This window comes from Gemmatirosa kalamazoonensis (assembly GCF_000522985.1).
GTDB lineage: Bacteria > Gemmatimonadota > Gemmatimonadetes > Gemmatimonadales > Gemmatimonadaceae > Gemmatirosa > Gemmatirosa kalamazoonensis.
Map to the genome: position 1 here is coordinate 4,320,280 of NZ_CP007128.1, position 13,594 is coordinate 4,333,873.

Annotated in this window: 8 protein-coding genes and 1 rRNA gene; 1 reads left to right on the forward strand and 8 read right to left on the reverse strand. The window is 69.2% G+C overall.

Annotation, left to right across the window (positions count from 1 at the left end):
* Nucleotides 1-53: 53 nt before the first annotated feature.
* The 3 genes from J421_RS18885 to typA all read right to left on the reverse strand — a co-directional run bounded on the left by J421_RS18885 (nucleotide 54) and on the right by typA (nucleotide 4,176).
* Nucleotides 54-1,578, reverse strand: a 16S ribosomal RNA gene (locus tag J421_RS18885).
* 310 nt (nucleotides 1,579-1,888) lie between these two features.
* Nucleotides 1,889-2,206 carry a hypothetical protein gene (locus tag J421_RS33670; protein WP_025412728.1) on the reverse strand — a complete coding sequence of 106 codons (318 nt, stop codon included), beginning with the start codon at nucleotides 2,204-2,206 and terminating at the stop codon, nucleotides 1,889-1,891.
* Between the two features lie 131 nt (nucleotides 2,207-2,337).
* On the reverse strand, nucleotides 2,338-4,176 hold the full coding sequence (typA, locus tag J421_RS18895) for a translational GTPase TypA (protein WP_025412729.1): 1,839 nt from the start codon (nucleotides 4,174-4,176) through the stop codon (nucleotides 2,338-2,340).
* Between the two features lie 203 nt (nucleotides 4,177-4,379).
* On the opposite strand from typA, the gene J421_RS18900 reads away from it, so the two are divergent.
* Complete coding sequence (locus J421_RS18900) at nucleotides 4,380-4,601, forward strand: hypothetical protein (RefSeq protein ID WP_025412730.1); 222 nt, start codon at nucleotides 4,380-4,382, stop codon at nucleotides 4,599-4,601.
* 91 nt (nucleotides 4,602-4,692) lie between these two features.
* On the opposite strand, the gene J421_RS18905 is transcribed toward J421_RS18900, so the two are convergent.
* From J421_RS18905 to mfd, 5 genes are all read right to left on the reverse strand, one after another.
* Complete coding sequence (locus tag J421_RS18905) at nucleotides 4,693-6,165, reverse strand: type IV pilus twitching motility protein PilT (protein WP_025412731.1); 1,473 nt, start codon at nucleotides 6,163-6,165, stop codon at nucleotides 4,693-4,695.
* A 69-nt stretch (nucleotides 6,166-6,234) separates the two neighbouring features.
* Complete coding sequence (locus J421_RS18910; protein ID WP_025412732.1) at nucleotides 6,235-7,167, reverse strand: PdxA family dehydrogenase; 933 nt, start codon at nucleotides 7,165-7,167, stop codon at nucleotides 6,235-6,237.
* Between the two features lie 10 nt (nucleotides 7,168-7,177).
* A complete protein-coding gene (locus J421_RS18915; RefSeq protein WP_025412733.1) occupies nucleotides 7,178-8,539 on the reverse strand; it encodes a peptidylprolyl isomerase in 1,362 nt (453 codons plus the stop codon).
* A 74-nt stretch (nucleotides 8,540-8,613) separates the two neighbouring features.
* Nucleotides 8,614-10,143: a peptidylprolyl isomerase gene (locus J421_RS33675; RefSeq protein ID WP_025412734.1), complete on the reverse strand. Its 1,530-nt coding sequence runs from the start codon at nucleotides 10,141-10,143 to the stop codon at nucleotides 8,614-8,616.
* A gap of 87 nt (nucleotides 10,144-10,230) precedes the next feature.
* Nucleotides 10,231-13,578: a transcription-repair coupling factor gene (gene mfd, locus J421_RS18925; protein WP_025412735.1), complete on the reverse strand. Its 3,348-nt coding sequence runs from the start codon at nucleotides 13,576-13,578 to the stop codon at nucleotides 10,231-10,233.
* Nucleotides 13,579-13,594: the final 16 nt, after the last annotated feature.

A 13,594-nucleotide genomic window follows, 5' to 3' on the forward strand; every position in this document is an offset into this window, starting at 1 on the left:
GGCGCGACTTCCGAGGACTTTCGAACTCTGAGGAGTTGTACTCGTCGCTCCGGTAAGGAGGTGATCCAGCCGCAGGTTCCCCTACGGCTACCTTGTTACGACTTCGCCCCAGTCACTGCGCTCGCCTTCGGCCGCTAGCTCCCTTGCGGGTTGCGTCACGGACTTCGGGCGCTCACAGCTTCCATGGCGTGACGGGCGGTGTGTACAAGGCCCGGGAACGTATTCACCGTGGCGTAGCTGATCCACGATTACTAGCGATTCCAGCTTCATGCCCTCGAGTTGCAGAGGACAATCCGAACTGAGGCACCGTTTGGGGATTGGCTCGGCCTCGCGGCCTCGCGACCTTCTGTCGGTGCCATTGTAGCACGTGTGTGGCCCTGGGCGTAAGGACCATGATGACTTGACGTCGTCCTCACCTTCCTCCGGTTTGGCACCGGCAGTCCCTCTAGAGTCCCCGGCATGACCCGCTGGTAACTAGAGGCGAGGGTTGCGCTCGTTGCGGGACTTAACCCAACATCTCACGACACGAGCTGACGACAGCCATGCAGCACCTGTGCACGAGCTCCGAAGAGGGGCCCCTGTTTCCAGAGGCTTTCCCGTGCATGTCAAGCCCAGGTAAGGTTCTTCGCGTTGCGTCGAATTAAACCACATGCTCCACCGCTTGTGCGGGCCCCCGTCAATTCCTTTGAGTTTCAGCCTTGCGGCCGTACTCCCCAGGCGGGGCACTTAATGCGTTAGCGCCGGCACTCAGGGGGTCGCTCCCCCAAGCACCTAGTGCCCATCGTTTACGGCGTGGACTACCAGGGTATCTAATCCTGTTTGCTCCCCACGCTGTCGCGCATCAGCGTCAGCACTGTCCCAGCAGGCCGCCTTCGCCACCGGTGTTCTTCCGGATCTCTACGCATTCCACCGCTACACCCGGAATTCCGCCTGCCTCTGACAAGCTCCAGTCTCCCAGTTCGCACGGCCGACCCGGAGTTGAGCCCCGGGCTTTCACCACACGCTTAAGAGACCGCCTACGCGCCCTTTACGCCCAGTGATTCCGGACAACGCTCGCACCCTCTGTATTACCGCGGCTGCTGGCACAGAGTTAGCCGGTGCTTCCTCACCCGGTACCGTCAGGCGCCTCGAAAAGCGCTGTTCGTCCCGGGCAACAGTGGTTTACAACCCGAAGGCCGTCATCCCACACGCGGCGTCGCTGCGTCAGCCTTTCGGCCATTGCGCAAGATTCCCCACTGCTGCCTCCCGTAGGAGTCTGGGCCGTCTCTCAGTCCCAATGTGGCTGGCCATCCTCTCAGACCAGCTACCCGTCATCGCCTTGGTGGGCCATTACCCCGCCAACTAGCTGATAGGCCGCGAGCCCCTCCTGGCGCCTAAATAGTTTCGCGCATCGGGGATGCCCCCGTCGCGCCGTATGCGGTATTACCCGGCCGTTGGGCCGGCTATCCCCCACACCAGGGCAGGTCGCTCACGTGTTACGCACCCGTTCGCCGGTGACGGATTGCTCCGCCCCCTGACTTGCATGTGTTAAGCACGCCGCCAGCGTTCGTCCTGAGCCAGGATCAAACTCTCCAAGAGAGAATCTGTCTGCTCTTCGAACGCGGTTCCACGTCACAGACGCGGAAGCCCGCGTCCGGAATCATTCGTGTCTTGACCTCTCCCCGCTGCCCACGAGAGCCGCGGATCGTTGAGGGCCATCGCACGATTCCTCACTCGATTGTCAATCAACCGTTCGTCGGCCGCTGCTCGTCGCGGCGGCCGCCCGGCGCCGCCGGGGAACGATAAGTATAGCGCCTCAAGGGCCGACTTCAAGGGGAAGGAACAGCTTTTTGTCCGTCCCACCACCCCGCCTCACGGTCGAGGCCGTCGACCCGGTCCACTCGACCCGTTACGCGTCGTAATCCTCGTCCTCGACGTCGTCCAGCTCCTCGTCGTCGAGATCCTCGTCGTCCAGATCCTCGTCGTCGAGATCGTCCTCGTCGTCGTCGAGATCGTCCTCGTCTTCGTCGAGATCGTCGTCGTCGTCCTCATCCTCGTCGTCGAGATCGTCGATGTCGTCGAACTCGTCGTCGAGATCGTCATCCGCATCGTCGAATCCGTCCTCGTCGGGTTCGTCGTCATCCTCCCGACGCGGCGACATCGCCAGCGGTCCGAACCCCTCATCCGCCAGGGTCTCCGGCCACGCCGACTCGAGCTTGTCCGACATACGAGGGCTCTCCTTGCAGGGTCGAGTGAGTAGAAGGAACTGCGCGCGGCCCGCACAAAGCGGACCGCGCAGTCGATGCCACCGGACCACCACGCTACCAGGCGACGACGTGCCGACGCGACCCGCGCCCGCTACAACGCGGCGCGCTCGCGTTCCCGCTTCGCCTCCCGCGAGATCTTCTTCCGGTCGCTCGCGCTGAGGAGACGCTTGCGCAGGCGGATGCTCTGCGGCGTCACCTCGATGAGCTCATCGTCCTCGATATACTCCAACGCGCTTTCCAAGGTCAACACCCGCGGCGGCTCGAGGTTCACGTTCTCGTCCGTCGACTTCGTGCGGATGTTCGTCAGCTTCTTCTCCTTGCTCGGGTTGACGTCCATGTCCCCCGGGCGCGAGTTCTCGCCGACCACCATCCCCTCGTACACCGCGTCGCCCGGCGACACGAACAGCGTCGCGCGCTCCTGCAGCGACATGAGCGCGAACGCCACCACCGTTCCGTTCTCCATCGACACGAGCACGCCCCGCGACCGTCCGGCGAGCGGCCCGGCCCACGGCCCGTACTCGAGATACCGATGGTGCATGATCCCGGTGCCGCGCGTGTCGGTCAGGAATTCGGAACGGTAGCCGAACAGCCCGCGCGCCGGAATCCGGTACAGCAGCCGCACGAGCCCCTGCCCCGGGTTCTTCATCTCGATCATCTCGGCGCGCCGCTGCCCGAGCTTCTCCATCACCGCGCCGAGGAAGTCCTCGGGCACGTCGATGGACAGCTCCTCGTACGGCTCGAGACGCTCGCCGTTCAGCCCTTCCTTCGTGATCACGCGCGGGCGCGACACCTGGAACTCGTAGCCCTCGCGGCGCATCGTCTCCATCAGGATGGAGAGGTGCAGCTCACCGCGCCCGGACACCGCCCACGAGTCGGTGCTCTCCGTGTCCTCCACGCGCAGCGCGACGTTCCGCTCCAGCTCCTTGTACAGCCGCTCACGCAGCTGCCGCGACGTCACGAACTTTCCGTCCTTGCCGGCGAACGGCGAGTTGTTCACGACGAAGTCGACGGAGATCGTCGGCTCTTCGACGCTGATGCCGGCGAGCCGCTCGGGGTGCTCGATGTCGGTGACCGTGAGGCCGATCTCGACGCCTTCGAGCCCTGCGAGCTGCACGATCTCGCCGGCCGACGCGCTCTCGATCTCGATGCGCTCGAGCCCCTCGATGCCGAATAGCTTCGTGACGCGTCCACGCTCCATCGGCCGCGTCGGCTCGAGCGGGAGCAGCGCGACCGCGTCGCCGACCTTGATGGTCCCGCGCTCGATGCGGCCGATCGCGAGCCGGCCGAGGTACGGCGAGTAGTCGATCGTCGACACCAGCATCTGGAACGGCCCCGCCGCGTCGCTCGGCGGCGGCACGTGCGCCACGATCGTGTCGAACAGCGGCGACAGGTCGGTGAGCGGTGTGTCGAGATCGAGCGTCGAGACGCCGTCACGCGCCGACGCGTAGACGACCGGCGCGTCGAGCTGCGCCTCGTCGGCCTCCAGCTCGATGAACAGCGACAGCACCTCGTCGTGCACGCGCAGCGGATCGGCGCCGGGACGGTCGATCTTGTTGATGACGATCACCGGCGTGCGTCCGAGCTCCAGCGCCTTGCGCAGGACGAAGCGCGTCTGCGGCATCGGGCCGTCGAACGCGTCGACGACGAGCAGCACGCCGTCGACCATGCGGAGAATGCGCTCCACCTCGCCGCCAAAGTCGGCGTGCCCCGGCGTGTCGACGACGTTGATCTTCACGTCCTTCCAGTGGATGGACGTGTTCTTCGCGAGAATCGTGATGCCGCGCTCGCGCTCGAGCGGGTTCGAGTCCATCACCCGCTCCTGCACGACCTGGTTGTCGCGGAAGGCTCCGGACTGCCGGAGCATCTTGTCCACGAGCGTCGTCTTGCCGTGGTCGACGTGCGCGATGATGGCGATGTTCCTAATCTGCATAGCCTTTAAATATATCGGGCACCGGCGAGCGCTTGCAAGTCCGCGCGGGAAGGACACTTACGCCGTCCGACGGCGGACCCGCACCGAGCGGCCGCCTCGTCCGCGACGCTCCAGCACGCCGAGTCCCGTGGGCTGCCACGGACTTGCGGCACGACGAGTGCGGCGGGAACTTGGTCCACACACGCTCTACGGAGGATCCGCCAATGGAGCAGCGCGAGCAGCAGTCCGAGAACGACTACCCTCACGGCCGGGGCTACGGCCACGACTACATGCGCGGCGGCGAGGTGTTCGGTGGCTACGGCTACAGCGAACGCCCAGAGTACGCGCGGCGACGTGGAGAGAGCGACGGCACCTTCGACCTAGCGGACAGCGGCGAGCGCAGACGCGCGAGCGACAGCATCGACAGTGAGGGCACGGACGGCTGACGGCTGATGCGACGGCGAGAACGGCGGAAGCGGATACCGCAAGGCACGCAGGTGCCGCGGTATCCGCTTCCGCCGTTCTCGCTTCCGCAGGTCAGGATTTGATCGACTCGACGAAGCTCGTGTCGTGGCCGCGCGCCTTCAGCGTGGCGAGCAGGTTCGGCTTGTCGACGCACTTCATGTAGGCCTCCTTCGGCTCCACCGCGCCGGCGTCGACGTGCTCCATGAGCGCGTCGTTCAGCGTGACCATGCCGAGCCGCTTGCTCGTCTGCATCACGCTCTGGATCTGCACCGTCTTCCCCTCGCGAATCAGGTTCGCGACCGCGGAGTTGGCGAGCAGGATCTCGCGCGCGGCGACGCGGCCACCGCCGATCTTCTTGCACAGCGTCTGCGAGATGACGCCCTTGATCGACTCGCTCAGCATCATGCGGATCTGCTCCTGCCGGTCGGCGGGAAACTGATCGATGATGCGGTCGACGGTGCCGGCGGCCGTCGTCGTGTGCAGCGTGCCGAACACGAGGTGCCCCGTCTCCGCGGTCTCGATCGCGATCGAGACGGTCTCGAGGTCGCGCAGCTCGCCGACGAGGATGACGTCGGGATCCTCACGCAGCGCCGCGCGCAACGCGGTCTTGAACGACTCGGTGTGCACGCCGACCTGTCGCTGCGTGACGAGGCACTTCTTGTTCGGGTGCACGAACTCGATCGGATCCTCGATCGTGAGGATGTGATCGCCGCGCGAGCGGTTTACGAGGTCGACGAGCGAGCAGAGCGTCGTCGACTTGCCCGAGCCGGTCGGACCGGTGACGAGCACGAGCCCCTTCGTGAGGTACGCGAGGTTCTGCACTTCCTGCGACAGCCCCATGTCCTCGACGCTCACGATCTTCGCCGGAATGACGCGGAACACCGCCGCCGGGCCCTTGCGATCGCGCAGCGCGTTCGCGCGGAAGCGCGCGACGCCGTCGATCTCGTAGGCGTAGTCGGTGTCGCTGCGCTCCACGAACTCCGCGCGGTTGCGCTCGGGCATGATCGCGACGAGCATCGCCTCGAGGTCGGGCGCGTGCATCGGCGGCTCCTCGAGCCGCTCGAGCTCACCCGACGCGCGGATGACCGGCGGCTCGCCGACGCGCAGATGCAGGTCCGACCCGCCACGCTCGACGAGCGTGCGCAGCAGCCGATCCATGGCGTTCTTCGCACGGTCGTCGCCCACGCGGGGCGCCGCGCTCGGCGCTGGAACGGCCGCGCGCTGGGACGCGTCGTCGACCGACGCAGGCTCCGCGGCGACGGTGGCCGACCACCGCTCGTCGATGCGCATGACACGCACGAGGAATCGCCCTTCACTCGCCGCGTAGCTGAACTGCGCGGGCAGCGACGCATCGAGCTGCGCGACGGCGTCCGGAGGCGCCACCTCGCGCACGACGGAGACGAGCTGGGGCCCGGTCAGCGCCTGCCGCGTGAGCGGACGGCGCACGCCGCCGGCGACGAGCGCGGCGACGTCGCCCTCGGTGAGCTCGACGGCGTCGGCCCCCTGGGCGGTAAGTGCGGCGAGCAGGCGATCGAGCTGCGGCATGGCGAGTGGGACGAGGAGACGAACGGGCCGAGGTGCGCGGCCCGCGCTGTCCCTAGACGCCCCACCCGCTCAGCCGGTCACCGCCACGGGTGCCGCCGCCGCCGGGTGCGAGGCGCGACGCGCCAGGTCCGCGCAGAGCTGCAGCGCGGCACGGAAGCTCGACGGATCCGCGAGCCCGCGTCCCGCGATGTCGAGCGCCGTACCGTGGTCGGGCGACGTGCGCGGGAACGGAAGGCCGAGGGTGACGTTCACGCCGTGGCCGAACGCGGCGACCTTGATGGCCGTCATGCCCACGTCGTGATACGGCGCGATGACCGCGTCGAACGCGCCGCGCATGGCGCGCACGAACACGGTGTCGGCGGGCAGCGGGCCGACCAACCCGAGCGTACGCGCGACAGGCGCCAGCAACGCATCGTCCTCGGTGCCGAACCGGCCGCCATCCCCCGCATGTGGGTTCAGCGCGCACAGCGCGATGCGCGGCGACTCGACGCCGAACCAGCGCTGCAGGTAGTCGCGCGTGACCCCCGCGGCAGCGGCGATGGCGTCCGACGTCAGCGCGTTAGGCACCTCGCGCAGCGCGACGTGCGTCGTCGCGAGCACGACGCGCAGCGGATACCCGCCGGCGGTCGGTCCCGTGGACGTGAGCATCATCGCCGTGCGGTGGCCGGTGAGCGCGGCGAGCATCTCGGTGTGGCCGGGATAGTCGTACCCACCGGCGAACAGCGCCGCCTTGTCGATCGGCGCCGTGACGATGCCGTGCACCTCGCCGGCGAGGGCGAGCGAGACCGCGCGCTCGATGGCGAGCCCCGCGAGCCGCCCCGCGACGCCGGCGCCGCCGTCGCGCGTCCACTCGCCGACCGACACGTCGACCGGTACTTCGGTGCCGGTGGGCCCCACCACCAGCACGTCGGCCGCGACGGCGCCATCGCGCAGCGTCGCGGCGACGATCTCGGGACCTATGCCGCGCGGGTCGCCGAGCGTGATGGCGAGGCGAGGACGCACGACGACGGCGTCAGAGCTTGATCGCGACGTAGGTCTGCTTGCGCAGGGAGTCGAGGAGCCGGCGCGCGGTCTTCGCCTCGCCGATCTGCTGCCGGAGCACCTGACGCGCCTCGTCTTCCGGGTAGTCGCCGGCGGGCGTCGCCGCCGTCACGCGCAGCACCACGTACTTCGTGAGGTTGTTCGTCAGGTCGGGGAGCGCGAACGGCCCGACGATCGCGTTCGCTCCCTGGGTGCCGATCGCCTGCGAGTATGCGGCCGGAACCGAGTCGCGCGGCAGGTCGGGCAGCACGACGTTCTCGATCGGGTCGTGGTGCTTCGTGACGAGCGAATCGAAGTTCGCGCCCTTGTCGAGCGCCGCACGCACGCTGTCCGCCTCGAGCTTCGCGCGCACGACGTCGGCCGAATCGATCTTCGGACGAATGAGAATGTGGCGCGCCTTCACCTCGGACGGCTGCGCGCGGTCGACGCGAATGATGTGGAAGCCGTACGCCGTCTCGACGATCGGGCTCACGCGACCGACGGGCAGCGCGAACGCCATGTCCTCGAACGGACGCAGCATGACGCCGCGCCGGAACCAGCCGAGGTCACCGCCCTGCGCCTTCGATCCCGGGTCCATCGACTCCCGCTTCGCGATCTGCTCGAAGTCACCACCCTTCGAGATCTCCACGAGCAGCGACTCGGCCTTCGCGCGCGCGGCGGCCTTCGCGGCCGGCGTGGGCTTCGGCGCGACGACGATCTGCTTGAAGCTGATGCGAGCCTCGCGCTTCGGCAGCGTGGCCTTGCTCTGCTGATACGCCTCGGTGACCTCGCCCTCGCTCACCGGCGCGGGCGAGAGCTTGCCCTCCTGCTTCAGCTTGCGAAAGACCTCCTGCTGCAGCTGCTGCCGGCGCAGGATGTCGAGCTGCTTCTTGCGATAGTCCTCGGGCGTGCCGAAGCCGGCCTTCTTCAGCTCCGACCGGAACTCCGCCTCGCCCGAGAATCGGCTGCGGATGTCGGCCATGCGCCGGTCGATGGTGCGCTCGAGATCATCGTCGCTCACCTCGACCTTCTCTTCCTTCGCCTTCTGCACGAGCAGCTCGGCGTCGATCATCTCGCTCAGCACGCTCGCCTCGAGCTTGGCGAGCGCCGCCGAGTCGGTCGGGACCTCCAGCCCCTGCGCGCGGCGCGTGAGCACCTCGTCGCGCAGCTCGCTGTACAGGATCGGCTGATCGCCGACGATCGCGACGACGCGGTCGACCTCGATGGGCCCCGTGGCCGGCGGCGTGGCCGGCACGGCGCTCGGCGTGGACTGAGCGGCGGCCGGCGCGGCGACGGCAGCGACGAGCGCGACGAGGGCCGCGCGAGAGCGGACGAGATGATGGAGACGGCGCATGGGCGTGTCGTACCCGGGTGAAACGACCGGGGTCCGAGCGCGCTCGGACCCCGGCTGGTTACCGCGTCCGGCCATCAGGGCCGCTTCGCGTCCGGCGTCGGAGCGCTCGGCGGCGGCGTGTTCGGCGCGGGAGCGTTCGGGGCAGGCGTCGCACCGCCCGGGAGCGGCACGGCGGTCGGCGGCTGGCCGGCCGCACGCGACGAGTCGCGCGTCGCGCGCACCTGCGCCGCGCGCTCGAGCGCGCGATCGAGACCCGCGTCGTTCATCTTCCACTCGTACTTCTCGCGGAGCGCGCGCTCGACGGGCACCGGCATCTGCACGAACTCGGCGCGCTGCTGGGTGAGCTTGTCCAGGTACGCCTCGATGCGGGAAGCCGCGAGCTTCTCGCGATCGCCGTCGGTCTTCGCGCTGTCCTTCAGCGACGCGGGCGCGACGCCGAGGCCGGCCCACAGCTGCGCGACCGCACCGACGAACGTGCGGCGGAGGTTGTTCATCTCCGCGGTGTCGAGCTGGATCTTCGCGCTGTCGGCCTGCTTCAGCAGGAGCTCGTTCCGCGCGAGCTGCTTCACGAAGACCTTCACGATCGAGTCCGGCGCCTGCTGGACCTGCCCGCGCATCTGCTGCGACTGCGGCAGCGAGGCGAGCCAGTCGGCGACGCGCGACGCCTTCAGGTCGCCGGCGCTCGACGTGGCGAGCACCTTGTCGTCCTTCATGTGCCCATCGACGTCGGCGGCGATGGACTTGGCCCACAGCGCGGCGTCCGGCTTCACGTCGATCTTGCCCTTCGCCTCGAGGCCCGTGAGGTACGTGCTCTCGGCGACCTGCCGGCCGCGGCCGGACATGGCCTGGCCGAACTGGTTGGCGACCTCGGCGTACGTCGGGCGATAGATGATGTGGTAGCCGTAGGGGGTCTCGACGAGCGGCGAGATCTGCCCCGGCTGCAGCGACGTAACGCCCTTCTCGAACTGCGGCATCATCGCGCCCTTCGGGAAGATGCCGAGGTCACCGCCGCGCGCCGCCGAGCCCGGGTCGCCGCTGTTCTTCTGGGCGAGCTGGGCGAAGTTGCCGGTGTTCACCTGGGCGCGGATCGCCTCGGCCTTGCGGCGGACGGAGTCCTTCACGTTCTGCGGCACCGTCACGCCGGGCTGCCCCGGCTGGGCCCCGGGCGGCGTCGGGAACGAGAACAGGATGTGCCGCGCGGCGAGCATCTCGCCGGAGTTGTACCGGGCCGCGTAGCCCGCGGTGTCGTTCGCCGGCACCTTGGCGAGGACCTGCTCGCCGAGCTTGCGGATGCGCTCCATGGCGACGATGGCCCAGAGCGCCTTGTCGACGACCTTGGGATCGCTCAGCGAGTCGCCGCGGGCGGCGGCGGCGCCGACGAGCTGGTAGTCGATCCAGAGGCTGGCGACGTTCTTCGCGACCTCGCGCCCCTGCGCCCCCTGGATGGGGATCTGCGGGGCAGCGCCGAGGAGCGTGCCGAGGCGCTCGATGGAGAGCTCGTTGGAAGCCGCCTTGGCGACGGTGTCGACGTGCGCCGTCAGCGCGCCCTCGCAGGCCGAAAGTGCGGCGATGGCGGCGACAACGAGGATTCCCTGGCGTTTCATGGACACCTGCGCGCGGTGGGTTTTTTGTGGGGTGAGTAGCGCGCCGCGGCGGGGCGCCGGAGAACGCACCGGCGCGCGGCGCTGCCGTCAGGGGAGGAGGCTACGGAGCGCGCGAACGAGTCCGGACAGGATCTCGGCGCCGCCGAGTCGCGTGAGCTTGAGCGCGAGCGGCTGGGCGCGGCGAATCTCTACCTGGAACTGGACATCGTGGAACGCCCCGCCGAGCGCCTTCATCCGTGGCACGGCAGAGTCTCGGAAAGTAACACGAGCCTCGTCTCCGCGCACCAGAATCCCCTCGACGCCGAGCGCGCCCCCGATCACCCGGAGCTGAGCGGTGGCCAGAAACGCGTCCGCTGGCTGGGGGAGCGGGCCGAAGCGGTCGCGGATCTCGGCCCGCAGCGCCTCGATCTCGTCGGGCGTAGTGAGCTGCCCGAGCCGCCGGTACAGGTCGAGCTTCGCTTCCTGGGAAACCACGTACTCGTCCGGCAGGTACGCCGGCCGGTCGAGCGACACGTCGCTCGGCACGAGCTTCGGCGCGCCGTCGCCCTGGACCACGTGCCGCACCGTCTCGTCGAGCATGCGCATGTACATGTCGAAGCCGACGGCGTGCACGAAGCCGCTCTGCTCGGGGCCGAGCAGGTTGCCCGCGCCGCGCATCTCGAGGTCCTTCAGCGCGACGCGGTAGCCGGCACCGAGCTCGGTGTGGTGCTCGAGCACCGCCAGCCGGCGCTCCGCGTCCTCGTCGATCGAATCGGGGACGAGCAGGTAGCAGTACGCGCGTCGGTGCGAGCGGCCGACGCGGCCGCGGAGCTGATAGAGCTGCGCGAGGCCGAAGTGGTCGGCGCGGTTCACGAACATCGTGTTCGCGTTAGGCACGTCGAGCCCCGTCTCGACGATGAGCGTCGAGACGAGGACGTCGACCTCGCCGCTCGCGAACTTGTGCATCACGTCCTCGAGGTCGCGCTCGCGCATCTGCCCGTGGCCGACGGCGACGCGGGCGCGCGGGGCGAGGCGCCTGACGTGATCGGCGATCGCCTCGATGGTCTCGATGCGGTTGTGGACGAAGAAGACCTGCCCGCCGCGGTCGAGCTCCCGCGCGATTCCCTCCTCCAGCAGCCCGTCGTCCCACGGCTCGACGAACGTGAGCACCGGTGAGCGGTCGCGCGGCGGCGTCTGCATCAGCGTCATGTCGCGCAGCCCGGCGAGCGACTGGTGCAGCGTCCGCGGGATGGGCGTCGCGGTGAGCGTCAGCACGTCGGTCTCGAGCTTGAGCTGCTTGAGCCGCTCCTTGTGCTTCACGCCGAAGCGGTGCTCCTCGTCGACGATGATGAGGCCGAGGTCCGAGAAGTGAACGTCCGGGCTGAGAAGGCGGTGCGTGCCGATGACGACGTCCACCTTCTTCGCCTTCAGGTCCGCGAGCAGGACGGTCTGCTGCGACGCCGTCTGGAAGCGCGACATGACGTCGACGCGGATCGGGAAGTCCGCGAAGCGCTCGCTGAACGTGCGATGGTGCTGGTCGGCGAGAATGGTCGTCGGCACGAGCACCGCGACCTGGCGACCGCTCTGCACCGCCTTGAACGCGGCGCGCACCGCGATCTCGGTCTTGCCGTAGCCGACGTCGCCGACGAGCAGACGATCCATGGGGCGCGCGCCTTCCATGTCGCTCTTCACGTCGACGGTGGCCTTGCGCTGGTCGGGCGTGTCTTCGAACAGGAACGAGCTCTCGAGCTGCCGCTGCCACGGCGTGTCGGGAAAGTGCGGCGGGCGCGTCGCGACGCGACGCCGCGCGTAGAGCTGCAGCAGCTCGACGGTCATCTCCTGGATCGCCGCGCGCGTCTTCTCGCGCTGCTGCGACCAGCGCTTGCCTCCGAGCTTGTGCAGCCGCGGCGCGGGCGCGTCCTCGCCGACGTCGCCGGCGCCGCGGTAGCGCTCGAGCAGGTCGAGCCGGTAGAGCGGCAGATTGAGCTTGTCGCCGCCTTCGTACTCGATGACCGCGACCTCGATGGTGTTCGTGCCGACGAACTTCGTCTCGATGCCGCGGTAGATGCCGACGCCGTGCTCCAAGTGCACGACGTAGTCGCCCGGCTTCAGCGCGACGCCAACGTCGAGCGCGGTGCCGGCGGCGTAACGACGGCTGCGGCGGATGCGGCGCTCGCGGCGGAAGACCTCGTGGTCGGTGAGCACCCGCAGCGGCGAGCCGGTCGCGGGCGGGATGAGGAATCCGCCGCCCAACACGCCGATGACGAGCGCCGCCGGCGACGGCGACGAGAGCCGCCACCGCTCCTCGGCCTCGCTCAACAGCTCGTCGAGGCGCTCCGCCTGCCCCTGGTTGTCGCAGAGGATGATCGTCGGCACGCCGTCGCGCACGAGGCGGCGAAGCGCGCGGATGTCGCGGTTCACCGGCTCCGGCGCGCGGATCGGGAAGCCGACGTCGGGCGACGATTCGACCTCGGCGACGGTGCCGAAAGCGGCGATGGTCCGCGCGGCGTGCTCGGGCGCGACGAACAGCTCGTCGCGGTGCGGTACGTCCTCGCCGCGGCGGCGCGCGAGCTCGACGTGATGCTGCGTCTCGTCCCACGTGCGGCGCAGCTCCGCGGGCAGGTCGACGCCCCGCGGCACGAACACCACCGTGTCGGGCGGCCACAGGTCGGCGATGGAGAGCCGCTCGAAGCCGCTCGACTCGTCGCGCACGCCGCCGTCGACGGGCAGGATGAGCGCGACCTCGGCGGCGCGCGTGGAGCGCTGGCTGAACAGGTCGAAGTGGCGCAGCTCGACGACCTCGTCGCCCCAGAACTCGAGCCTAACGGGTTCGGCCATGCCGAAGCCGTACACATCGAAGATGCCGCCGCGCACGGAGAACTGCGCGACGTCCTCCACCATCGGCACGCGCTCGAAGCCGATCCGCTCGAGATGCTCCGCGAGCTCCTCGGGGCGCCTAACGTCGCCCTTGCGCAGCTCCAAGCGGGCGCCGGCCAGCGCGCGCGGCAGACGCGTACGCTCCATGACCGCGCGCGGCGTCGTGAGCAGCACGCGCACCTGCCCGTGCGCCAGCCGCTCGACGGTCTCGACGCGCTCGCCCGCCACCTCGGCGTGCGCCTCCGCCTCGCCGAACGACTCGCGCGGTGGATACAGCGCCACAGGCGACGACGGCGTGGGCGCGGCGCCCGGCTCGGCGACGGTGCCTCCGGCGCGCGCGGGCGCCTCGACGAGCGCCTCGAGGTCGGCGAGCCACCGCTCGGCGTCGGGGACGTTGCAGGCGATGACGACGAACAGCCGCTGCGGCAGACGGCGGGCGAGCGCGGCGACGAGCACCGCGTCACTCGAGCCGGCGAGGCCGGCGACGGTGACCCGGGCCTTCGCCCCAGGAAGCGTGTTCGTGAGACGCGCGAACGCCGGTAGCGCCTCGACGGCGTCGAGCAGGGTAGGAAGTGCCATGTCCTTCGTGCGGGAG

What these genes read in the sequence shown, in the direction of transcription:
- J421_RS33670 (WP_025412728.1), bottom strand. Translation starts at nt 2,206, where the DNA reads ATGTCGGACAAGCTCGAGTCGGCGTGGCCGGAGACCCTGGCGGATGAG.
- typA (WP_025412729.1), bottom strand. Translation starts at nt 4,176, where the DNA reads ATGCAGATTAGGAACATCGCCATCATCGCGCACGTCGACCACGGCAAG.
- J421_RS18900 (WP_025412730.1), top strand. Translation starts at nt 4,380, where the DNA reads ATGGAGCAGCGCGAGCAGCAGTCCGAGAACGACTACCCTCACGGCCGG.
- J421_RS18905 (WP_025412731.1), bottom strand. Translation starts at nt 6,165, where the DNA reads ATGCCGCAGCTCGATCGCCTGCTCGCCGCACTTACCGCCCAGGGGGCC.
- J421_RS18915 (WP_025412733.1), bottom strand. Translation starts at nt 8,539, where the DNA reads ATGCGCCGTCTCCATCATCTCGTCCGCTCTCGCGCGGCCCTCGTCGCG.
- J421_RS33675 (WP_025412734.1), bottom strand. Translation starts at nt 10,143, where the DNA reads ATGAAACGCCAGGGAATCCTCGTTGTCGCCGCCATCGCCGCACTTTCG.
- mfd (WP_025412735.1), bottom strand. Translation starts at nt 13,578, where the DNA reads ATGGCACTTCCTACCCTGCTCGACGCCGTCGAGGCGCTACCGGCGTTC.